Source organism: Pseudomonas sp. St316 (genome assembly GCF_018325905.1).
In the GTDB taxonomy this organism is placed as follows: Bacteria; Pseudomonadota; Gammaproteobacteria; order Pseudomonadales; family Pseudomonadaceae; genus Aquipseudomonas.
This window is the reverse complement of record NZ_AP021901.1, coordinates 6,207,515-6,229,785: the sequence shown is the minus strand read 5'-3', so window position 1 is coordinate 6,229,785 and position 22,271 is coordinate 6,207,515. Positions and strand designations below refer to the sequence as shown.

Annotated in this window: 17 protein-coding genes; 11 read left to right on the top strand and 6 right to left on the bottom strand. The window is 61.6% G+C overall.

Annotation, left to right across the window (positions count from 1 at the left end; genetic code table 11):
- Positions 1–32 precede the first annotated feature (32 nt).
- Positions 33–2,210, bottom strand: a complete 2,178-nt coding sequence (locus KI237_RS27810; RefSeq protein ID WP_212797882.1) for a malate synthase G — start codon at positions 2,208–2,210, stop codon at positions 33–35.
- 537 nt (positions 2,211–2,747) lie between these two features.
- Here KI237_RS27810 and KI237_RS27805 point away from each other — a divergent pair.
- Positions 2,748–3,266: a glycine cleavage system transcriptional repressor gene (locus KI237_RS27805; RefSeq protein WP_212797881.1), complete on the top strand. Its 519-nt coding sequence runs from the start codon at positions 2,748–2,750 to the stop codon at positions 3,264–3,266.
- Positions 3,267–3,483: 217 nt separating this feature from the next.
- Here the strand turns inward: KI237_RS27805 and rarD are convergent, their stop codons facing one another.
- From rarD to KI237_RS27780, 5 genes are all read right to left on the bottom strand, one after another.
- A complete protein-coding gene (gene rarD / locus KI237_RS27800; RefSeq protein ID WP_212797880.1) occupies positions 3,484–4,371 on the bottom strand; it encodes an EamA family transporter RarD in 888 nt (295 codons plus the stop codon).
- Positions 4,372–4,572: 201 nt separating this feature from the next.
- Complete coding sequence (locus KI237_RS27795) at positions 4,573–5,547, bottom strand: serine/threonine protein kinase (protein ID WP_212797879.1); 975 nt, start codon at positions 5,545–5,547, stop codon at positions 4,573–4,575.
- A gap of 171 nt (positions 5,548–5,718) precedes the next feature.
- Positions 5,719–7,623: a PhoX family protein gene (locus KI237_RS27790; protein WP_212797878.1), complete on the bottom strand. Its 1,905-nt coding sequence runs from the start codon at positions 7,621–7,623 to the stop codon at positions 5,719–5,721.
- A 67-nt stretch (positions 7,624–7,690) separates the two neighbouring features.
- Positions 7,691–8,455, bottom strand: a complete 765-nt coding sequence (locus tag KI237_RS27785) for a TOBE domain-containing protein (RefSeq protein ID WP_212797877.1) — start codon at positions 8,453–8,455, stop codon at positions 7,691–7,693.
- A gap of 58 nt (positions 8,456–8,513) precedes the next feature.
- The gene (locus KI237_RS27780; protein WP_212797876.1) at positions 8,514–9,254 is read right to left on the bottom strand and encodes a ComF family protein; all 741 of its coding nucleotides are present in this window, start codon (positions 9,252–9,254) and stop codon (positions 8,514–8,516) included.
- A gap of 90 nt (positions 9,255–9,344) precedes the next feature.
- Here KI237_RS27780 and bioB point away from each other — a divergent pair, with 90 nt between their 5' ends.
- The 10 genes from bioB (at position 9,345) to KI237_RS27730 (ending at position 21,972) form a co-directional block, all read left to right on the top strand.
- Entirely contained in the window at positions 9,345–10,400 is a 1,056-nt protein-coding gene (gene bioB / locus KI237_RS27775) for a biotin synthase BioB (RefSeq protein WP_212797875.1), read from the top strand.
- Between the two features lie 161 nt (positions 10,401–10,561).
- Complete coding sequence (bioF, locus tag KI237_RS27770) at positions 10,562–11,740, top strand: 8-amino-7-oxononanoate synthase (RefSeq protein ID WP_212797874.1); 1,179 nt, start codon at positions 10,562–10,564, stop codon at positions 11,738–11,740.
- Positions 11,733–12,464 carry an alpha/beta fold hydrolase gene (locus tag KI237_RS27765; protein ID WP_212797873.1) on the top strand — a complete coding sequence of 244 codons (732 nt, stop codon included), beginning with the start codon at positions 11,733–11,735 and terminating at the stop codon, positions 12,462–12,464. Before bioF ends, KI237_RS27765 begins: the two co-directional genes overlap by 8 nt.
- Positions 12,457–13,269 (top strand): malonyl-ACP O-methyltransferase BioC, encoded by an 813-nt coding sequence (gene bioC, locus KI237_RS27760; RefSeq protein WP_212797872.1) that lies wholly within the window; start codon positions 12,457–12,459, stop codon positions 13,267–13,269. Before KI237_RS27765 ends, bioC begins: the two co-directional genes overlap by 8 nt.
- The gene (gene bioD / locus KI237_RS27755) at positions 13,266–13,946 is read left to right on the top strand and encodes a dethiobiotin synthase (RefSeq protein ID WP_212797871.1); all 681 of its coding nucleotides are present in this window, start codon (positions 13,266–13,268) and stop codon (positions 13,944–13,946) included. Before bioC ends, bioD begins: the two co-directional genes overlap by 4 nt.
- A 121-nt stretch (positions 13,947–14,067) precedes the next feature.
- A complete protein-coding gene (locus tag KI237_RS27750) occupies positions 14,068–14,364 on the top strand; it encodes a pyrroloquinoline quinone biosynthesis protein PqqE (protein WP_212797870.1) in 297 nt (98 codons plus the stop codon).
- A 276-nt stretch (positions 14,365–14,640) separates the two neighbouring features.
- Positions 14,641–16,446: a phenylacyl-CoA dehydrogenase gene (locus tag KI237_RS27745; protein WP_212797869.1), complete on the top strand. Its 1,806-nt coding sequence runs from the start codon at positions 14,641–14,643 to the stop codon at positions 16,444–16,446.
- A 350-nt stretch (positions 16,447–16,796) separates the two neighbouring features.
- Positions 16,797–18,086 (top strand): GGDEF domain-containing protein, encoded by a 1,290-nt coding sequence (locus KI237_RS27740; protein ID WP_212797868.1) that lies wholly within the window; start codon positions 16,797–16,799, stop codon positions 18,084–18,086.
- A gap of 91 nt (positions 18,087–18,177) precedes the next feature.
- Positions 18,178–19,974 (top strand): acyl-CoA dehydrogenase C-terminal domain-containing protein, encoded by a 1,797-nt coding sequence (locus KI237_RS27735; protein ID WP_212797867.1) that lies wholly within the window; start codon positions 18,178–18,180, stop codon positions 19,972–19,974.
- Positions 19,975–20,193: 219 nt separating this feature from the next.
- Positions 20,194–21,972, top strand: coding sequence for an acyl-CoA dehydrogenase C-terminal domain-containing protein (locus tag KI237_RS27730; protein WP_212797866.1), 1,779 nt, complete (start codon positions 20,194–20,196; stop codon positions 21,970–21,972).
- The last annotated feature ends 299 nt before the right edge of the window (positions 21,973–22,271 follow it).

Here is a 22,271-nt window from a genome sequence, read left to right as displayed (position 1 = left end):
CAGGGCTTTTTCGTTGCAGCACTAGCGCTCAATCACAACCCATTGGCTGCCTTGAACTCGCGCCGACGACGGTGCAGCACCGGCTCGGTGTAGCCGTTAGGCTGCTTCGTGCCTTCGATCACCAGTTCGACCGCCGCCTGGAAGGCGATGTTGCGGTCGAAGTCTGGTGCCAGCGGACGGTACAGCGGGTCGCTGGCGTTCTGGCGGTCGACCACCGGCGCCATGCGCTTGAGACTTTCCATCACCTGGTCCTGGGTGACGATGCCGTGGCGCAGCCAGTTGGCGATGTGCTGGCTGGAGATACGCAGCGTCGCACGGTCTTCCATCAGGCCGATGTCGTTGATGTCCGGCACCTTGGAGCAGCCAACGCCCTGGTCGATCCAGCGCACCACGTAGCCAAGGATGCCCTGGGCATTGTTGTCCAGTTCGTTCTTGATTTGCTCCGGTGTCCAGTTCGGGTTGACGGCCAGCGGGATGGTCAGGATGTCGTCCACCGATGCACGCGCGCGCTTGGCCAGTTCGGCCTGACGAGCGAACACATCGACCTTGTGGTAATGCAGCGCGTGCAGGGCCGCGGCGGTCGGCGACGGTACCCAGGCGGTGTTGGCGCCGGCCAGCGGATGAGCGATTTTCTGTTCGAGCATCGCCGCCATCAGATCCGGCATCGCCCACATGCCCTTGCCGATTTGTGCGCGGCCTTGCAGACCCGTGCTCAAGCCGATGTCGACGTTCCAGTTCTCATACGCGCCGATCCACTTCTCGGCTTTCATGTCGGCCTTGCGCACCATCGGGCCGGCTTCCATGGAGGTGTGGATTTCGTCGCCGGTACGGTCGAGGAAGCCGGTGTTGATGAACACCACGCGCTCGCTGGCGGCCTTGATGCAGGCCTTGAGGTTGACCGTGGTACGGCGCTCCTCGTCCATGATCCCGACCTTGAGGGTGTTGCGCGGCAGGTTCAGCACGTCCTCGACGCGACCGAACAGCTCGTTGGTGAACGCGGCTTCTTCCGGACCGTGCATCTTCGGCTTGACGATGTACACCGAGCCGGTGCGGCTGTTGCGACGGCTGGTGTTGCCATTGAGGCTGTGGATCGCCGCCAGGCTGGTGATCAGGCCGTCGAGAATGCCTTCCGGCACTTCGTTGCCGTGCTTGTCCAGGATCGCGTCGATGGTCATCAAGTGGCCGACGTTACGCACGAACAACAGTGAGCGGCCGTGCAGGGTCACGCTCGAACCGTCAACGGCGGTGTAGACACGGTCGGCGTTCATGGTGCGGGTGAACGTCTGGCCGCCTTTGGCGACTTCTTCAGCCAGGTCGCCTTTCATCAGACCGAGCCAGTTGCGGTAGATCACCACCTTGTCATCGGCATCGACGGCGGCGACCGAGTCTTCGCAATCCATGATGGTAGTCAGCGCGGCTTCCATCAGGATGTCTTTGACGCCAGCGGCGTCAGTCTGGCCGACCGGGGTACTGGCATCGACCTGGATTTCGAAGTGCAGGCCGTTGTGTTTCAGCAGCACGGCGGTCGGTGCCGAGGCATCGCCCTGGAAGCCGATCAACTGGGCATCGTCACGCAGGCCGCTGTTGCTGCCACCCTTGAGGGTGACCACCAGTTTGCCGTCGACGATTTTGTAAGCGGTGGAGTCGACATGGGAGCCGGCCGCCAGGGGCGCGGCGTCGTCGAGGAAGGCACGGGCGAAGGCGATGACCTTGTCGCCGCGGACCTTGTTGTAGCCTTTGCCTTTTTCCGCGCCATCGGCTTCGCTGATGGCATCGGTGCCGTACAGCGCGTCATACAGCGAACCCCAGCGGGCGTTCGAGGCGTTGAGGGCGAAGCGGGCGTTCATCACCGGCACCACCAGCTGCGGGCCGGCCATGCGGGCGATCTCGTCATCGACGTTTTGCGTCGTGGCCTGGAAATCCGCCGCTTCTGGCAGCAGGTATCCAATGTCTTGCAGGAAGGCTTTGTAAGCCACGGCGTCGTGGGCCTGGCCGGTACGGGCCTGGTGCCAGGCATCGATCCGCGCCTGGAAATCATCGCGTTTGGCGAGTAGGGCTTTGTTCTTCGGCGCCAGGTCGTGGATGACCTTGTCGGCACCGGCCCAGAACGCGTCGGCGGTGAGGCCGGTTCCGGGAATGGCTTCGTTATTCACGAAGTCGAACAGGACTTTGGCGACCTGCAGGCCACCGACTTGAACGTGTTCAGTCATTGCTTGCCTCACTCTGCTCAGCTATTTCGCTTTTCAGCTCTTCGATTTTGACAATGAAGCCTCGGGACATTTAAAGCACAAACCCCGGAACCAGTACATGCCATCGCTGGCGGCTGGGTGTAAGCCTTGCTGACGGGGCTTTTCAGGGATGCGACTGCGCCTTGAGCAGACATCGGTACAACGTTATGTAGTGCTCGCTGCGGCATACTACATGATCGATTGCGGTTGTGAAAATTAGACTAATTGCGTCGTTCCGCGACCGACTAAAGTGTTACGGTCACGTCGGGACACAGGATGTTCTCAAAAAACTTATGGATTGTTCCAGATAATTCTTAAATTTTGTACACGATGTCTCTATTGTCATCCTGTGGGAGCAAAGCTTGCTCGCGATACAGGCGCCTCGGTTCCAGGGGGATCGAGTTACTTTCATCGCGAGCAAGCTTTGCTCCCACAGGGCTGAGGGATAAATCCTCAGGCCTGCAGTCTGCTCACGATCAGCTGCCTATACTGTCCCTTCCCCAATAAGAGGACTGCGCCATGGACCACCTCGTCATCACTGTTTTCGCCCCGGACAAGCCCGGTCAGGTCGAGCGCATTGCCGATTGCATCGCCGAACACGGCGGTAACTGGCTGGAAAGTCGCATGTCGCGCCTGGCCGGGCAGTTTGCCGGGATCCTGCGGATCAGTGCCCCGGCCGAGGCCCATGAGGCTCTGATCGAAGCCTTGCAGGGGCTATCGACTCACGACATCCGCGTGTTGATCGCTGAAAGCGCCCTTGAGGAGTCCTGCACCTGGAAACCCATCGCCATGGAGTTGGTGGGCAACGACCGGCCCGGCATCGTGCGGGACATCACCCGGTTGTTGAGCGAGCAGGGCGTCAACGTCGAGCGCCTGGTGACCGACGTCCGGCCGGCACCGATGAGCAGCGAGCTGCTGTTCCACGCCGAAGCGATCCTGGGAGTGCCGTTGACCCTTTCGCTGGAGACGTTGCAGGAACGCCTGGAGACCCTGGCCGATGAGTTGATGGTGGAGCTCAAGCTCAGCGACGAAGCGTAATAAAGGTTATCCAAGGAAAAACTGCGCCTGCCTGTGGATAACCTGTAGAGACCCGGCTCCAGCCCAGGCCCGCCGGGCCTCAGCGAGGAATGCTCAAAAAATCACCAGTTTTCAAGGGCTTGTGCACAAACGGCGGGGATCACGCTGTGGATAACCTTGGGAAGGATGAGCGCAGGCCACGCCAGACGTGGCCTGTAGAGGTTTGTTCGTTTTTTGATCAGGTGCGCCGGCGCATGCTGATCACCGCATCGATGCTGTACACCGCGAGCCCGGCCCAGATAAACAGGAACGCCACCAGCGTGCTGGACGACAGGTGCTCACCAAACAGCGTAACGGCGAGCAACAGCACCAGCGTCGGCGCGATGTACTGGAGAAAACCGATGGTAGTGTAGGGCAAATGCCGTGTTGCGGCGTTGAAACACACCAACGGCACCAGCGTCACGGGGCCGGCCGCCACCAGCCACCAGGCTTCGGAGGTGGTCCAGAATGCCGCCTGGGCACTGATGGCCGTGGGATTGAACAGCAACCAGGCGATGGCTATTGGCACCAGCATCCAGGTTTCCACCACCAGCCCTGGCAACGCCTTGACCGGTGCCTGCTTGCGGATCAGCCCATAGAAACCGAAGGTCAGCGCCAGCACCAAGGATACCCACGGCAGGCTGCCCACTTGCCAGACCTGCTGCGCCACACCGACCGCCGCCAACCCCACCGCCAGCCATTGCATGCGGCGCAGGCGCTCGCCGAGGAGCAGCATGCCCAGCAATACGTTCACCAGCGGGTTGATGTAGTAACCCAGGCTGGCTTCGAGCATACGCTCGTTGTTCACTGCCCAGACGTAGGTCAGCCAGTTGGCTGCGATCAGCGTCCCGCTCAGGGCAAGGATCGCCAGGCGTTGTGGGTTGTCCCGCAGTTCGCGCCACCAGCCGGGGTGTTTCCAGACCATCAGCAACGCCGCGCCGAACAGGGCCGACCACAGTACCCGGTGGATGATGATCTCCACCGACGGTACGCTGGCGATGGCCTTGAAGTAGATCGGGAACAGACCCCAGATGATGTAGGCACTCAGGCCCAGGATGTACCCGCGACGCGGGTTGGCGGCTTGCATGCAGAGTCCTTGCTTAGGCAGCTAACAAAGGAGTGATTGTAAGGAGATTTGTCTGGCTGTGTTGGGAAGCTTGTGAACAATCACCGAGTTTACTTGTGGGAGCGAGCTTGCTCGCGATAGCGGTGCGGCAGTCGACACAGATGTCTGTGTTCGATCGCAATCGCGAGCAAGCTCGCTCCCACAGGGGACCCGCAGCGGCAATCAGAACAACTTCAACGGCTCTTCATTGAGCGCCGCCAGTTGCTCGCGCAACGCCAGCACCTGGTCACCCCAGTAGCGTTCGCTGCCGAACCACGGGAAGCTGCGTGGGAAGGCCGGGTCGTCCCAGCGCCGCGCCAGCCAGGCGCTGTAGTGCATCAGGCGCAGGGCCCGCAATGGCTCGATCAGCGCCAATTCCCGCGGGTCGAAGTCGTGGAACTCACGGTAGCCGTCCATCAATTCCGACAATTGTCCCAGGCATTCCTGGCGATCACCGGCGAGCATCATCCATAAGTCCTGCACCGCCGGGCCCATGCGGCAGTCGTCGAGGTCGACGATATGGAACACCTCGTCGCGGCACATCATGTTGCCCGGGTGGCAATCGCCGTGCATGCGGATGTTCTGGTGAGGGGTGGCGGCGTAGACCTCTTCGACGCGCTTGAGCAGGTCCCGGGCGACCGACTCGTAGGCCGGCAGCAAGCTACGAGGGACGAAGCCGCTTGCCAGCACGGTGGCCAGTGAATCGTGGCCGAAGTTCTTCACGCCCAGGGCTTCACGATGTTCGAACGCACGGGTTGCTCCGACTGCGTGCAGGCGCCCGAGTAATTGTCCCAGGCGATAGAGCTGATCGAGGTTGCCCGGCTCCGGTGCACGGCCGCCGCGACGGGGGAACAGGGTGAAACGAAACCCGGCGTGTTCGTGCAGGCTGGTGCCGTTGTGGATCAGTGGCGCGACCACGGGCACTTCATATTCGGCCAGTTCGAAGGTAAAGCTGTGCTCTTCCAGGATCGCTTCGTTGGTCCAGCGCTGGGGACGATAGAACTTGGCGATCAGTGGCTCGGCATCTTCGATGCCCACCTGATAGACGCGGTTCTCATAGCTGTTGAGGGCCAACACGCGGGCGTCGCTGAGAAAGCCGATGCTTTCAACGGCATCGAGTACCAGGTCGGGCGTGAGGGTTTCAAACGGATGGGACATGCTGACTCCTGCGCAGCGGCAGGGCTGCCGCGTCCGACCCAGCATGGTAGCGCAGACAGCGGCAGATAGGGGGGCTGTGCCGAGGCTATCGCGAGCAAGCTCGCTCCCACAGGGATCGGCGGTACGCTGAAGATCCATTGTGGGAGCGAGCTTGCTCGCGATGAGGCCTGATCAGGCGCCGATAACCCCGCCATCTTCCCGGGTAATCACCATCACCGAAGACCGCGGCTTGCCGTTGGGCAAGTGCTCGGGGAAGGTCGAGCCGCCGTTTTCCCCGGGATGCTGGATCCCGACGAACAAGGCTTTCTGGTCCGGTGCAAAACTGATCCCGGTCACTTCGCAGCCCACCGGCCCGACCATGAAACGGCGAATTTCGCCACTGTTGGGGTCGGCGCAGAGCATCTGGTTGTTGCCCATGCCGGCGAAGTCGCCAGCGTTGCTGGAGTCGCCGTCGGTGAGGATCCACAGCCGGCCAGCCTTGTCGAAGCCCAGGCCATCGGGGCTGTTGAACATGTTCTGCGCATTGATATTGGACGACCCGGCCTTCGGCGTGCCAGCGTGTACCGTCGGGTTGCCGGCGACCACGAACAGGTCCCAGTCGAAGGTCTTGGAGGCGTGGTCGTCGCGGTCGGTGCGCCAGCGCAGGATTTGCCCGTAGACGTTCTTGGCCCGAGGGTTCGGCCCGTCTACCGGCTGGCCGTCTTCGCCGCGCTTGGAGTTGTTGGTCAGGGTGCAATAGACCTGGCCGTCCCTGGGGCTGACCACGATCCACTCAGGGCGGTCCATGCGGGTGGCGCCCACGGCACTGGCGGCCAGGCGTGCATGAATCAACACTTGCGCCTGGTCGGCGAAGCCGCTGCTGGCGTCGAGGCCGTTCTTGCCGTGGGTCAGCTCGATCCACTGGCCTTTGCCTTTGGGGTGGTCCGGGTTGCCGTCGCCAGCATCGAAGCGCGCCACGTACAAGGTGCCATGGTCCAGCAGGTTGCGGTTGGCCTTGGTGTTGCGAGGGTTGATGCGCTCGCGGCTGACGAACTTGTAGATGAACTCACCCCGCTCGTCGTCGCCCATGTAGACCACGGCACGACCGTCATTGGTTTGTGCCAAGGCGGCGTTTTCGTGCTTGAAGCGGCCCAGGGCCGTACGCTTGACGGGTGTGGACTCAGGGTCGAACGGATCGATTTCCACCACCCAGCCATGGCGATTGAGCTCGTTGGGGTTCTTCGCCAGGTCAAAGCGTGGGTCGTACAGGTGCCAGTTGATCTCGCGGCTGGTGACGGTGGCGCCATAGCGCTTTTGCGCTTCATCGAACTGCAAGTCGGACTTGCTGCTGCCGAAGCAGTCGGTGAAGTTTTCTTCGCAGGTCAGGTAAGTGCCCCACGGCGTCATGCCGTTGGCGCAGTTCTGGAAAGTGCCCAGCACTTTCTTGCCGCTCTTGTCGGCACTGGTTTTCAGCAAATCGTGGCCGGCGGCCGGGCCGCGCAGGCGAATTGGCGTGTTGCCATGAATCCTGCGGTTGTAGCGCGATTCCTGGACGAACTGCCACTGGGCACCGCGACGACGCTGGATCTCGATCACCGAGACACCTTCGCTGGCCTGGGCCTTGTGCACGTCTTCGGCCGACTGCGGCTGGCCGCCGTGGGGGAAGAGGTAGCGGTAGTTGGTGTATTCGTTGTTGATCGCCATCAGCGCCCGGTTCTTGTCGCCGGGGAATTCGAACAGGCTCATGCCGTCGTTGTTGTCGCCGAACTGCACTTCCTGTGCGCGGGCTGTGCCGTTGCCACTGGGGTCGAAGGCCGGTGCATTTTTCTGCAGCGGCTGGCCCCAACTGATCAGTACCGAGGATTTGTAGCCTGGCGGCAACGTAATGGTGTCGGCGGTGGCGGCGGCAATGCCCTTGAAACCCAGCAGCCGGCTGTTGCCTTCGCTCACGGCGGCGGCCAGCGCGCTGCGGCTCAGCAGGTTGCCGCCCAGGAACATCGCCGCGCCGCACAGGGCGCCCGCGCCGATGAAGCTGCGACGGCTCAGGCCGACGATCTTTTCCAGGTCGGTGGATTGGTTTTCTTCTAATAGGCTCATCATCAGGCTCCCTGCTGGTTTTGGCAGTCACCTTAAAGCGGGTCGATGAAACTATTGTTGCAACACGCTACAGCGGCGTGCCGAGCAGCACATTTGTCGCTGAAAACGTCACTTGCACCGGTGAACCGCTTTTTAGATGCTGTTTTTGTAGCTCAAGCGGGTCGGCCAGGGCGCACAGCGTCTGGCCGTTGGGCAGGCTGATGCGCACTTCGCTGGGGCCGTCTTCGGCGGCGTCGACCTGTTCGATCAGGCCGCGTAGCGTATTGATTCCCGGTTTTTCCGCTTGCTCGACAGGGTGCAATTGCAGCCAGCCGGCCTTGATCAGCGCCACCACGTCGGTGCCGACATCCAGCTCCAGGCGCAGCGTGCTGTCGTGGGTAATCCGGGCTTCGATGACCAGGCCCCGGGCCAGCTCCAGGCGTACCCGGTCGTTGTGCCCCTGGGCGTCGATGCCCAGGACCTTGCCATGCAATTGGTTACGGGCACTGGTGCGCAGCATCAGGCGACTGAGCAGGCCCAGGTCGCCGGCGTCCTCGCTCGCTTCCAGCAGTTGCACTTGCAGGGCTTGCAGGCGCTGATACAGGCGCAGCACGCGTTGGCCTTCGGCCGACAACTTGGCTCCGCCACCGCCTTTGCCGCCAACACTGCGCTCCACTAACGGTTGGTCCGCCAGGTTGTTCAACTCATCGATGGCATCCCACGCCGCCTTGTAGCTCAGCCCCGCGCTTTTGGCGGCGCGGGTGATCGAACCTTGTTCGGCGATGTGCTGCAACAGGGCGATGCGTTGTGGTCGCCGAACGATGTGCTGGGTCAGAAGCGTGGGTAAGGACATGACGGAAAACTGCGTGCAAAGGTCGATGAGCGGACGTTGGCGCGTTGGGCGTGGCGCGTCAAGCCGACTCTCCGGGTTTCGGCGTGCGAGCCAGGCAGTACACATCGACCCGCGCAGCGCCGGCATCGAGCAGCAGGGCGGCCAGTGCCTGGGCAGTGGCGCCCGTGGTGAGCACGTCGTCGACCAACGCCAAGTGACGGTTGTGCAACACAGCCTGGGGTGCGAGGGCAAAAGCCTGACGCAGGTTCCGCCGCCGGGCCTTGGCATCGAGTGCCTGTTGGGCGGGGGTGTCCTGGGTGCGTCGCAGCAGGTGTTCTTCGCAAGGGATCGCCAACGGCCCACTGAGCCAGCGAGCCAGCAGCGCTGCCTGGTTGAAACCGCGCTGACGCAAACGGCGGGTCGCCAGTGGCACCGGTACCAGCGCGTCGGGCCGCTCCAGCCCTTCGTCGAAATGATGTTGCAGCGACTGCGCCAGCAGTTCGCCCAGCAGCCGGCCCAGGGGCCATTTCGCCTGGTGCTTGAAACGGGTGATCAGGCTGTCCACCGGAAAGTCGTAGGCCCAGGGCGCCAGGACCCGTTCGAAGCTCGGCGGTCGCGAGGCGCATTGTCCGCAACGCAGTCCAGCCATGGGCAGCGGCAAGGCGCAGACGCTGCATTGATCACCGAGCCAGGGCAGCTCGCTTTCACAGGGTGTGCAGATAGGTTGCGACGTATCGGTACTTTCGCCGCACAGCAGGCAGTATTGTTTGTTTTTTAACCAGATGTAAACCGGACCTTTGTATCGTGGTTGACAGCGCATGACTCTTCCTTAAATATGCCGAACATCCGTGTCGCGCCTGTGGGTATTCCATGCCCCAGGTGCCAGCCAAGCATAATCAAGGAAATGCCCATGAGCGCCAGCACCACTGCCAACCTGCGTCATGACTGGTCTTTGGCCGAAGTCAAAGCACTCTTCGTCCAGCCATTCAATGACCTGCTGTTCCAGGCGCAGACCGTGCACCGCGCGCACTTTGACGCCAACCGCGTCCAGGTTTCCACGCTGCTGTCGATCAAAACCGGCGCTTGCCCGGAAGATTGCAAATATTGTCCGCAGTCCGGTCACTACAACACCGGCCTGGATAAAGAGAAATTGCTCGAAGTGCAGAAGGTCCTCGAAGAGGCTGCACGGGCCAAGGCCATCGGTTCGACCCGTTTCTGCATGGGCGCGGCCTGGAAGCATCCGTCGGCCAAGGACATGCCGTATGTGCTGGAAATGGTCAAAGGCGTGAAGGCCATGGGTCTTGAAACCTGCATGACCCTGGGCCGCCTCGACCTGGAGCAGACCGAAGCGCTGGCCCAGGCCGGCCTGGACTACTACAACCACAACCTCGATACCTCGCCGGAGTTCTACGGCAGCATCATCACCACCCGCACCTACAGCGAGCGCCTGCAGACCCTGGCCTATGTGCGTGATTCGGGAATGAAGATCTGCTCCGGCGGCATCCTGGGCATGGGCGAATCCCTGGACGACCGCGCGAACCTGCTGATCCAGCTGGCGAACCTGCCGGAGCACCCGGAATCGGTGCCGATCAACATGTTGGTCAAAGTCGCCGGCACGCCGCTGGAGAATGCCGAGGACGTCGATCCGTTCGATTTCATCCGCATGCTCGCCGTGGCGCGGATCATGATGCCCCAGTCCCATGTGCGCTTGTCCGCCGGCCGTGAAGCGATGAACGAGCAGATGCAGTCCCTGGCGTTCCTGGCCGGTGCCAACTCGATTTTTTACGGCGACAAGCTGCTGACCACCGCCAACCCGCAAGCCGACAAGGACATGCAGTTGTTCGCACGCCTGGGCATCCAGCCTGAAGCCCGCGAAGAACATGCCGACGAAGTGCACCAGGCGGCGATTGAACAGGCGCTGGTGGAGCAGAAGAGCAGCGAGCAGTTCTACAACGCCGCTGTTTGATTGCTCACCGATTCCCTGATTGGAATGCAAGAAACTGTGGGAGCGAGCTTGCTCGCGATGGCGATGGAACCTTCAACATTTGTGTCGACTGGTACACCGCTATCGCGAGCAAGCTCGCTCCCACAAGGTTTTTGGCCAGTCTTTAAATAGTTGAGGCCTGCATGCCCTTCGATCTCGCCGCACGCCTGGCTGCCCGTCGTGCCGACAACCTCTATCGCCAGCGCCCGCTGCTCGAAAGCCCGCAGGGCCCGGAAGTGGTGGTGGACGGCCAGCCGTTGCTGGCGTTCTGCAACAACGATTACCTGGGCCTGGCCAATCACCCGCAAGTGATCGAAGCCTGGCGCGCCGGGGCTCTCCGTTGGGGTGTCGGGGGTGGCGCCTCCCATTTGGTGATCGGCCACAGCGGCCCTCATCACGCCTTGGAAGAAGCCTTGGCCGACCTGACCGGCCGCCCACGGGCGTTGCTGTTCACCACCGGCTACATGGCCAACCTCGGCGCGGTCACCGCGTTGGTGGGGCAGGGCGACACGGTGCTGGAAGACCGCCTCAATCATGCCTCGCTGCTCGACGCCGGGCTGTTGTCCGGTGCGCGTTTCAACCGTTACCTGCACAACGATGCCCAGAGTTTGGCCAGCCGCCTGGAGAAAGCCACCGGCAATACCCTGGTGGTCACCGACGGCGTGTTCAGCATGGACGGCGACATTGCCGACCTGCCGGCCCTGGCTCGCGAAGCCAAGGCCAAGGGCGCCTGGCTGATGGTCGACGATGCCCACGGTTTCGGCCCACTGGGGGCCCATGGCGGCGGTATCGTCGAGCATTTTGGCTTGAGCCAGGATGACGTGCCGGTGTTGGTGGGCACTTTGGGCAAAGCCTTCGGCACCGCCGGGGCGTTCGTCGCCGGTAGCGAGGAATTGATCGAAAGCCTGATCCAGTTCGCCCGTCCCTACATCTACACCACCAGCCAACCGCCGGCCCTGGCCTGCGCCACGCTCAAGAGCCTTGAGCTGCTGCGCAGCGAGCATTGGCGGCGCGAGCACTTGCAGGTGTTGATTCGTCAGTTCCGCCAGGGCGCCGAGCAGATCGGCCTGCAATTGATGGACAGCTTCACGCCGATCCAGCCGATCCTGATTGGCGATGCGGGACGGGCCATGCGTTTGTCGCAAATGTTGCGCGAGCGTGGGCTGATGGTCACGGCGATCCGCCCACCCACCGTACCGGCTGGCAGCGCCCGTTTGCGCGTGACCCTGACCGCCGCCCACAGCGAGGCCCAGGTGCAGCTATTGTTGACTGCACTGGCCGAGTGTTTTGCCCTGTTGGGCCCGGAGCCAAGCCATGCGTGATCGACTGATTCTGCTGCCCGGTTGGGGCCTGGGCGTTTCACCGCTGGAGCCGCTGGCGGCGGCCCTGCACGGGCTCGACGAGCACCTGCGGGTGGAAATCGAACCGTTGCTGGCGTTGGTATCGAACGATCCGGATGAATGGCTCGACGAATTGGACGCCACCGTGCCCCAGGACGCCTGGCTGGGCGGTTGGTCCCTGGGCGGCATGCTGGCCTCGGCGCTGGCGGCGCGTCGGGGTGAGCGTTGCTGCGGCTTGCTGACCCTGGCGAGCAATCCGTCCTTTGTCGCCCATGAGCAATGGCCGAGCGCGATGCATGGAGAAACCTTCGATGGCTTTCTCGCTGGCTGTGCGGCCGACCCGCGCCAGACCCTCAAGCGCTTCAGTCTGCTGTGCGCCCAGGGCTGCAGCGATCCACGCGGGTTGTCCCGGTTGTTGTTGGCCGGGGCGCCGAGTACTTCACCCGAGGTCTTGATGGCTGGGCTTGAAGTGCTGGCGCAACTGGACACACGCGCCGCGTTGCAGCGCTTTCGTGGCCCGCAACTGCATCTGTTTGCCGGGCTCGATGCCCTGGTGCCAGCCGAAGCCGCGGGTGAGTTGCTGGTCTTGCTGCCGGATGTTGAAATCGGCCTGATCGAACAGGCCGGCCACGGATTCCTCCTGGAGGACCCGCACGGTGTCGCCGGGGCGATCCAGGCTTTTTTGCATGAGTCCGGCGATGACTGATTTGTCTCTTCCCAAATTGCCCGGTGCCTTGCCCGACAAGCGCCAGGTGGCGGCTTCGTTTTCCCGGGCGGCCACCAGCTATGACAGCGTGGCCGAGCTGCAGCGCGACGTGGGCCAACAGTTGCTCGGGCGCTTGCCGCCTTCATTCATGCCGCAACGTTGGCTGGATCTGGGCTGCGGCACCGGCTATTTCACTCGGGCCCTGGGCGCGCGTTTCGGCGCGAGCACAGGCCTGGCGCTGGATATCGCCGAGGGCATGCTCAACCATGCTCGTCCCCAGGGTGGCGCGGCGCATTTTGTGGCGGGTGATGCTGAGCGACTGCCTTTGCAAGCGGCGAGCTGCGACCTGGTGTTCTCCAGCCTGGCGGTGCAGTGGTGTGCGGATTTTGCCGCGGTGCTGAGCGAGGCCCATCGTGTGTTGAAACCAGGTGGAGTGTTGGCCTTCACCAGCCTCTGCGTGGGCACTTTGTACGAATTGCGCGACAGTTGGCGTCAGGTGGATGGCTTGGTTCACGTCAACCGTTTCCGTGCGTTCGAGGCGTATCAACACCTTTGCGCGGACAGTGGGCTGAATGTCGTCAGTCTGGAAAACCGTCCCCATGTGTTGCATTACCCCGACGTGCGCAGTCTGACTCACGAATTGAAAGCCTTGGGTGCCCACAATCTGAACCCCGGTCGCCCCGGCGGCTTGACCGGCAGGGCGCGGATCCTGGCGCTGGTCGAAGCCTATGAGCAGTTTCGTCAGGCGCAAGGACTGCCGGCGACTTATCAGGTGGTCTACGCCGTTTTGGAGAAACCGCTATGAGCCAGGCCTATTTCATTACCGGTACCGACACCGATGTAGGCAAGACCACCGTCGCGGCAGGCCTGCTGCATGCTGCGCGGCAGGCAGGCATGAGCACGGCCGCCGGAAAACCTGTGGCCTCTGGCTGCGACGTGACGCCCAAGGGGCTGCGCAACGCCGATGCCTCGGCTTTGTTGGCCGAATGCTCGATACCGTTGACTTATGCACAGGTCAATCCGGTGGCGTTCGAACCGGCCATAGCGCCGCACTTGGCTGCCCGGGAAGCGGGCGTTGCGTTGACGGTGCAGTCGTTGCTAGGCCCGATGCGCGAAGTGCTGGCGCTGGGCGCCGATTTCACTTTGATCGAGGGCGCGGGCGGTTGGCGCGTGCCGCTGGCCGGCCAGGACAATCTTTCCGACCTGGCGATAGCGCTGGGCTTGCCGGTGATCCTGGTGGTGGGCGTGCGTCTGGGCTGCATCAGCCACGCCTTGTTGACCGCCGAGGCTATCGCCCGTGATGGCTTACAACTTGCCGGTTGGGTCGCGAACATCATCGACCCCAAGACCTCGCGCCTGGAAGAAAATCTCGCCACCCTGGCCGAACGTCTCCCAGCACCGTGCCTGGGGCGAGTGCCGAGGATCAAAGGCATCACTGCCGACATCGTGGCTGCGCATCTGCACCTGGATTTGCTGGATTAATCATCCAAGGGAAGGTTTTCACTATGACAAGGCACTGTGCCATTAGTGTTTTTGTCGGGTCTTTTCCGTGGGGTTCTGATTCAATGGCCATTGTCGACCCTTCAAGAAGACGAGCTCTGCCATGGAAATCTCAGGTAACACCGCGTTCTATGCCGGTCTGAGCACGATTCAGACAGGGCAGAACCGTGTCGATCAGGCGGCCGGCCAGATTGCCAACACCACGATCGAGCGTTCGGTCACCAGCCAGTCGTCCGAAGTACAGGTTGATCGCCTGCGCTCGGTGGATCGCAGCCAACAGTCGGACCAAGCCATTAACATGGTCGAAATGTCCCAAGGCAAGTTCCAGGTGCAGCTGGGCGTGAATGTGGCCAAGGCATCCGACGAAATGCTCGGTACGTTGATCGATACCTTCGCCTGATCCTGCTCTTCAGATTTACAAAAACGCCGCGATTATTCGCGGCGTTCTTGTCTCTAACGCCTTATTGCTCAACTAGTCTTTTCCTACGCGCATTGCGGAATCTTCAGCGCGATGGATTTCCCGTGTCCGACATTTTTCTCAGGCTGATGACGAACGGCAAAAGATCGGTGCTTGACAAGATTTCGGCGTAAACGTATGTTTCAAACAACTGTTTGACCGTCACAACAAATCCACGCGGTCGTTCATTCCCGGTTACATCAGCAGAGGTTTATCGCTATGCCTGACTACAAGGCCCCCTTGCGTGATATTCGCTTCGTTCGTGACGAACTGCTTGGTTACGAAGCGCATTATCAGAGCCTTCCGGCTTGCCAGGACGCAACTCCGGACATGGTTGACGCCATTCTCGAAGAAGGCGCCAAGTTTTGTGAGCAGGTGCTGGCTCCGCTGAACCGTGTGGGCGACATCGAAGGTTGCACCTGGAGCGAGTCCGGCGTGAAGACCCCGACGGGTTTCAAGGAAGCCTACAAGCAATTCGTTGAAGGCGGCTGGCCAAGCCTGGCCCACGACGTCGAGCACGGTGGTCAAGGCTTGCCGGAGTCCCTGGGCCTGGCGGTCAGCGAGATGGTCGGTGAAGCCAACTGGTCGTGGGGCATGTACCCGGGCCTGTCCCATGGCGCGATGAACACGATTTCCGAGCACGGTACGCCCGAACAGCAAGAGGCTTACCTGACCAAGCTGGTTTCCGGCGAGTGGACCGGCACCATGTGCCTGACCGAACCCCACTGCGGCACCGACCTGGGCATGCTGCGCACCAAGGCCGAGCCTCAGGCCGACGGTTCCTACAAGGTTTCCGGTACGAAGATCTTCATTTCGGCCGGCGAACACGACATGGCCGACAACATCGTCCACATCGTGCTGGCACGCCTGCCGGACGCACCGGCTGGCACCAAGGGCATTTCGCTGTTCATCGTTCCCAAGTTCCTGCCTAACGCCGACGGTTCCATCGGCCAGCGCAACGCGGTGAGCTGCGGTTCCCTGGAACACAAGATGGGTATCCACGGCAACGCCACCTGCGTGATGAACTTCGACGCGGCCACCGGTTACCTGATCGGCCCGGCGAACAAAGGCCTGAACTGCATGTTCACCTTCATGAACACCGCACGCCTGGGCACCGCGTTGCAAGGCCTGGCCCACGCCGAGATCGGTTTCCAGGGCGGCTTGAAATACGCCCGTGACCGCCTGCAAATGCGTTCCCTGACCGGCCCGAAAGCGCCAGACAAGGCCGCTGACCCGATCATCGTCCACCCTGACGTGCGTCGCATGCTGCTGACCATGAAGGCCTTCGCCGAAGGTAACCGGGCGATGGTCTACTTCACCGCCAAGCAGGTCGACATCGTCAAGTACGGCGTGGATGAAGAAGAGAAGAAAAAGGCCGATGCGCTGCTGGCGTTCATGACGCCAATCGCCAAGGCCTTCATGACCGAAGTTGGCTTCGAATCGGCCAACCACGGCGTACAGATCTATGGCGGCCACGGCTTCATCGCCGAGTGGGGCATGGAGCAGAACGTTCGCGACAGCCGCATCTCGATGCTGTACGAAGGCACCACTGGCATCCAGGCCCTCGACCTGCTGGGCCGTAAAGTGCTGATGACCCAGGGCGAAGCACTCAAGGGCTTCACCAAGATCGTCCACAAGTTCTGCCAGGGCAACGAAGGCAACGACGCGCTCAAGGAGTTTGTAGAACCCCTGGCTGCGCTGAACAAGGAATGGGGCGAACTGACCATGAAGGTCGGTATGGCAGCCATGAAGGATCGCGAAGAAGTCGGCGCCGCGTCGGTGGACTACCTGATGTACTCCGGTTATGCCTGCCTGGCCTATTTCTGGGCTGACATGGCGCGCCTGGCGGCGGAAAAACTCGCAGCCGGCACCACCGAAGAAGCCTTCTACACCGCCAAGCTGCAGACCGCGCGCTTCTACTTCCAGCGCATCCTGCCGCGTACCCGTACCCACGTGGCAACCATGCTGTCGGGCGCCAACAACCTGATGGACATGAAAGAAGAAGACTTCGCGCTGGGTTACTAAGCCTTACGCGGTTCTTCTAAAAAAGCCGCTGCTTCCTTCGGGACGCAGCGGCTTTTTCATGTCTGCCACAAAAACTGTATCCACCGCAGGCCCTTGTGGGAGCGAGCTTGCTCGCGATGGCGTTTGTTCAGTCAGCACCTTCATGGCTGACACACCGCTATCGCGAGCAAGCTCGCTCCCACAGGGATCAACAGGATCCTGAAACAATATTCATCCAACTCGCCCCTAAGAAAACCTTTCCCCCTGCCGTTACAGCGATGGCAGTGTGACATCTGTCACATCTGGCGTGCCTTATGGCTCCAGTTGCAGGCACAATGCCATCTTTGATCAGCCGGGTTGGAGCTTTACCCTTGCCGCGTTCTTCCGCTGTACGCCTAAGCCATTTCCTACCGTCATTGCTGCTGTTGCTGGCGGGGCTTGCGGCTGCCTACGTCAAGGACCTCAACGTTTTCTTCACCTCGCTGTTCAACGTGCTCCCGACGCTGGTGTTGTTGCTGGGCGGGGCGTATTGCGCGGTCTACCGACGTCAACGTGAACTGTTTCTGATGGTCACGGTGTACATCGCCTATTTCCTGCTGGACACCCAGACTGACTTCTATCGCGATAACGGCAAGGTGCGTGAAGACGCGGCGGTGGTGTTCCATCTCGTTTGCCTGTTGCTGCCGTTGTTGTTCGGGCTGTTCGCGGCGTGGCAGGAGCGCACCCATCTGTTCCAGGACATGGTGGCGCGCTTCGCGGTGTTGCTGGCCTTTGGCAGCGTGGCGTTGGCGCTGGAGCAGAGTTTTCCCCAGGCCTTGCTGTTGTGGCTTTCGGAGATCCGCTGGCCCGCGTTGCACGGCGCCTGGATGAGCTTGATCCAATTGTCTTACCCGATGTTTGCCGCCGCGTTCCTGCTGTTGGCCTGGCAATATTGGCGCAACCCCCGGCCACTGCATGCTGCGCAATTGGTGGGGATGCTGGGGTTGTTCTGGATGTTGCCGAAAACCTTCATCCTGCCGTTCACGCTGAACATCATGTGCAGCCAGGTCATGTTGATGATCGCCGCGGCGGTCGCCCATGAGGCTTATCAAATGGCCTTCCGTGACGAACTCACCGGCCTGCCAGGCCGTCGGGCGCTTAACGAACGCATGCAGCGCCTGGGGCGCAATTATGTGCTGGCGATGAGCGACGTGGACCACTTCAAGAAATTCAACGACACCCACGGCCACGATGTGGGTGACCAGGTCCTGCGCCTGGTGGCCAGCAAATTGTCGAAAATCGGCGGTGGCGGTAGGGCGTATCGCTACGGCGGTGAGGAATTTGCCCTGGTGTTCGCAGGCAAGACCATCGACGAGTGCATGCCCCATCTGGAAGTCATCCGCCAGTCCATCGAGACGTACGCCATCCAGCTGCGCAACCCCGACAGTCGCCCCCAGGATGACCAACAAGGCCGTCAGCGTCGTGCTGGTGCCGGTGCGTCCAGCGTATCGGTGACGGTCAGCATCGGCGTTGCGGAACGCCTTGAGCAACGCACGCCTGAAGAAGTGCTCAAGTCCGCCGACCAGGCGCTCTATAACGCCAAGGGCGCGGGGCGTAACTGTGTGGTTGCCTTCGGGCAGAACCGCCGCGGTGCGGTGCGCATGGAGACTGCCACGGGTTGAGTGATGACGGCGCATTCAGCGTCTGGACTGTGATTGTGGGCCCGGGTAGGCGGCAGTAGGTTGCAACGATCTGCTACCGGAGAAAACCACCATGCCCGAGTACAAAGCCCCGCTGCGCGACATGCGCTTTCTGATCGATCACGTTTTCGATTTCCATGGTCGCTATGCCGAACTGGGCGCCAGCGATGCCAGCCCGGACATGGTCAGCGCGATCCTCGAAGAGGGCGCCCGGTTCTGTGAGAACGTGTTGGCGCCGCTCAATCGCTCCGGTGACGAAGAGGGTTGCCATTTCGACAACGGGGTAGTCACCACGCCGACAGGCTTCAAGCAGGCTTTCGCACAGTACGTGGAGGGCGGCTGGCATGGGCTGGCGGCGGACCCGGCGTATGGCGGCCAAGGCTTGCCCAGCTCCCTGGGCCTGGTCATCAGCGAGATGATCGGCTCCAGCAATACCTCTTGGGGCATGTACCCGGGCCTGACTCATGGCGCCATGTCGGCGATCCATGCCCACGGCACGGCAGAGCAGAAACAGACTTACCTGAGCAAGCTCACCGCCGGCCAGTGGACCGGCACCATGTGCCTGACCGAAGCCCACTGCGGCACCGACCTGGGCATCATCAAGACCCGCGCCGTGCCCCAGGCCGACGGCAGCTACGCGGTCTCCGGCAGCAAGATCTTCATTTCCGCCGGCGAACACGACATGAGCGATAACATCATCCACCTGGTGCTGGCCAAGTTGCCGGACGCGCCCGCCGGGACCAAAGGCATCTCGCTGTTCATCGTGCCCAAGTTCCTGCCCGACGCCACGGGTGAGGCCGGGGCGCGCAATGGCGTGTCCTGTGGTTCGATCGAACACAAGATGGGCATCAAGGCATCAGCCACCTGCGTGCTGAATTTCGATGGGGCCAAGGGGTTTCTGATCGGTGAGCCGAACAAGGGTCTGAACTGCATGTTCACCATGATGAATCACGCCCGACTTGGGACCGGCATGCAGGGCCTGTGCCTGGGCGAGGCGAGCTTTCAGGGCGCGATCAAATACGCTAACGACCGTTTGCAGATGCGCGCGCTGACCGGCCCCAAGGCGCCGGAGAAAGTCGCCGATCCGATCATCGTCCATCCCGATGTGCGCAGGATGTTGCTGACCATGAAGGCCTTCAACGAAGGCAACCGGGCGCTGACGTATTTCACCGCGCAATTGCTCGATACCGCACACCTGAGTCCGGACGAAACCGCCCGTCAGGAGGCCGAGGACCTGCTGGCGTTCCTCACCCCGATCTGCAAGGCCTTCATGACCGACACCGGGCTGGAGGTGACCAACCACGGCATGCAAGTGTTCGGCGGTCACGGCTTCATTCGTGAGTGGGGCATGGAGCAGTTGGTGCGAGATTGCCGCATCGCACCGATCTACGAGGGCACCAATGGCATCCAGGCCCTGGATCTGCTGGGGCGCAAAGTATTGGGTAGCCAGGGCAAGCTGCTGCGTGGCTTCACCCGGATCGTCCATAAATTCTGCGCCGCCAATGCCGGGCATCCGCAGCTCAAGGATTACATCGAGCAACTCGACGGGCTCAACCAGCAATGGGGCGAACTGACCACTCGGGTCGGCATGGCTGCCATGAAGAACCCCGATGAAGTGGGGGCCGCCTCCGTGGATTACCTGATGTACAGCGGCTACATCATCCTGGCCTACCTGTGGTTGCGCATGGCCGTGGTGGCCCAGGCGCATCTCGACAGCGGCCGAGGTGATGGGGATTTCTGCCAGGGCAAGTTGGCGACGTGTGAGTTTTACTTCAAGCGCCTGCTGCCGCGCACGACCGCCCATCGGGCTGCCGTGGAGGCTGGGAGTGATTGCCTGATGAAGCTGCCGGCGGAGTTGTTTGCGCTTTGATAGAGAGGGAATGCCAAAGATCGCAGGCTCCGCCAGCTCCGACATGGAAATGCGTATTCCCTGTAGGAGCTGACGAAGCCTGTGATTTTTTATGGTGACTAAAAATAACAAAACGGTCATGGGTTGACCCTATGTGTCGCAAAAGTTGTTGAGGTACACTCAGGTCATTGCGAAAACCGTCTTTTACGAACCAACTGTTTAGATCCTGCGAGGTTTGCCATGGCTGACTACAAAGCGCCCCTGCGCGATATGCGCTTCGTCCTCAATGAAGTGTTCGAGGTCGCGAAACTCTGGGCCCAATTGCCGGCGCTGGCCGACACCGTGGATGCCGAAACGGTCGAAGCGATCCTTGAAGAAGCCGGCAAAGTCACCAGCAAAAGCATCGCGCCCCTCAGCCGCGCCGCTGACGAAGAAGGTTGCCACTGGGCCGACGGCGCCGTCACCACGCCGGCAGGTTTCCCACAGGCCTACAAGACTTACGCTGAAGGCGGTTGGGTCGGTGTCGGTGGCGACCCGGTTTACGGCGGCATGGGCATGCCCAAGGCCGTTTCGGCCCAGGTCGAGGAAATGGTCAACTCCGCCAGCCTGTCCTTCGGCCTGTACCCGATGCTGACCGCCGGCGCCTGCCTGTCGATCAACGCCCACGCCAGTGAAGAACTGAAAGCGGCGTACCTGCCGAACATGTACGCCGGCGTCTGGGCCGGTTCCATGTGCCTGACCGAGCCCCACGCCGGTACGGACCTGGGGATCATCCGCACCAAGGCCGAGCCCCAGGCCGACGGTTCCTACAAGGTCAGTGGCACGAAGATTTTCATCACTGGCGGCGAACACGACCTCACCGAGAACATCATTCACCTGGTGCTGGCGAAACTGCCGGACGCTCCGGCCGGCCCCAAGGGCATTTCGCTGTTCCTGGTGCCCAAGTTCATGGTCAATGCCGACGGCAGCCTGGGCGCGCGCAACGCGGCCAACTGCGGGTCGATCGAACACAAGATGGGCATCCAGGCGTCCGCCACCTGCGTGATGAACTTCGACGAAGCCGTGGGTTATCTGGTGGGCGAGCCGAACAAGGGCCTGGCGGCGATGTTCACCATGATGAACTACGAGCGTCTGGGCGTCGGTATCCAAGGCCTGGCCACCGGTGAACGCTCCTACCAGAACGCCATTGAATACGCCCGTGACCGTCTGCAAAGCCGTTCGCCAACCGGCGCGCAAAACAAGGACAAGGTTGCCGACCCGATCATCGTCCACCCCGACGTGCGTCGGATGCTGTTGACCATGAAAGCCTCGAACGAGGGCGGCCGGGCCTTTTCCACCTACGTGGCGATGCAACTGGACACCGCCAAGTTCAGCGAAGACCCGACCACCCGCAAGCGCGCCGAAGACCTGGTGGCACTGCTGACTCCGGTTGCGAAGGCCTTCCTGACCGACTTGGGCTTGGAAACCACCGTTCATGGCCAGCAGATTTTCGGCGGCCACGGTTACATTCGTGAATGGGGCCAGGAGCAACTGGTGCGCGATGTGCGTATCACCCAGATCTACGAAGGCACCAACGGTATCCAGGCGCTGGACTTGGTGGGGCGCAAGATCGTCGGCAGCGGCGGTGCGTTCTACAAGTTGTTTGCCGATGAAATCCGCCATTTCACCGCCACCGCCAACAGCGATCTGGCGGAGTTCATCAAACCGTTGAACAGCGCTGTCGACACGCTGGACGACTTGACCGACTGGCTGCTGGACCGGGCGAAAAACAACCCGAACGAAATCGGCGCGGCGTCGGTGGAGTACCTCCAGGCGTTCGGCTACACCGCGTATGCCTACATGTGGGCTCTGATGGCCAGGGCGGCCTTGGGCAAAGAAAAACAAGATGATTTCTACGCGAGCAAACTGGGCACGGCGCGATTCTATTTCGCCCGGCTGTTGCCGCGTATTCATTCCTTGAGCGCTTCGGTCAAGGCGGGCAGCGAGTCGTTGTTCCTGCTGGAAGCCGGCCAGTTCTGAAATCATGACGATGTGTAAGCATTAGCTTACACATCGTGCTGGCGTTTTCCCTCTACCGGCGAATTGGATCCAGGGCTAATCTAGCTTCCATGGACGTAGCGCAGGACGCGCAAAGTAACAACACGGACACGTAGGATTCTGCCAGGACGGCGGAGTGAAATGGATGTCAGGGAAACAGTCTGCAAAGCCCCGCTTCGGCGGGGTTTTCTTTTGCCTGCGTTTTTTGTCGTGTGCGGATTTAGCCGTTCGGCTGCCTAGTCCTGCCTGATTGTTTTTTCACTGAACCCTGACGAGCGGTC

Bases quoted from the DNA above. Each gene is read 5' to 3' on its own strand.
- KI237_RS27810 (WP_212797882.1), bottom strand. From the start codon at position 2,210: ATGACTGAACACGTTCAAGTCGGTGGCCTGCAGGTCGCCAAAGTCCTG.
- KI237_RS27805 (WP_212797881.1), top strand. From the start codon at position 2,748: ATGGACCACCTCGTCATCACTGTTTTCGCCCCGGACAAGCCCGGTCAG.
- rarD (WP_212797880.1), bottom strand. From the start codon at position 4,371: ATGCAAGCCGCCAACCCGCGTCGCGGGTACATCCTGGGCCTGAGTGCC.
- KI237_RS27795 (WP_212797879.1), bottom strand. From the start codon at position 5,547: ATGTCCCATCCGTTTGAAACCCTCACGCCCGACCTGGTACTCGATGCC.
- KI237_RS27790 (WP_212797878.1), bottom strand. From the start codon at position 7,623: ATGAGCCTATTAGAAGAAAACCAATCCACCGACCTGGAAAAGATCGTC.
- KI237_RS27785 (WP_212797877.1), bottom strand. From the start codon at position 8,455: ATGTCCTTACCCACGCTTCTGACCCAGCACATCGTTCGGCGACCACAA.
- KI237_RS27780 (WP_212797876.1), bottom strand. From the start codon at position 9,254: ATGCGCTGTCAACCACGATACAAAGGTCCGGTTTACATCTGGTTAAAA.
- bioB (WP_212797875.1), top strand. From the start codon at position 9,345: ATGAGCGCCAGCACCACTGCCAACCTGCGTCATGACTGGTCTTTGGCC.
- bioF (WP_212797874.1), top strand. From the start codon at position 10,562: ATGCCCTTCGATCTCGCCGCACGCCTGGCTGCCCGTCGTGCCGACAAC.
- KI237_RS27765 (WP_212797873.1), top strand. From the start codon at position 11,733: ATGCGTGATCGACTGATTCTGCTGCCCGGTTGGGGCCTGGGCGTTTCA.
- bioC (WP_212797872.1), top strand. From the start codon at position 12,457: ATGACTGATTTGTCTCTTCCCAAATTGCCCGGTGCCTTGCCCGACAAG.
- bioD (WP_212797871.1), top strand. From the start codon at position 13,266: ATGAGCCAGGCCTATTTCATTACCGGTACCGACACCGATGTAGGCAAG.
- KI237_RS27750 (WP_212797870.1), top strand. From the start codon at position 14,068: ATGGAAATCTCAGGTAACACCGCGTTCTATGCCGGTCTGAGCACGATT.
- KI237_RS27745 (WP_212797869.1), top strand. From the start codon at position 14,641: ATGCCTGACTACAAGGCCCCCTTGCGTGATATTCGCTTCGTTCGTGAC.
- KI237_RS27735 (WP_212797867.1), top strand. From the start codon at position 18,178: ATGCCCGAGTACAAAGCCCCGCTGCGCGACATGCGCTTTCTGATCGAT.
- KI237_RS27730 (WP_212797866.1), top strand. From the start codon at position 20,194: ATGGCTGACTACAAAGCGCCCCTGCGCGATATGCGCTTCGTCCTCAAT.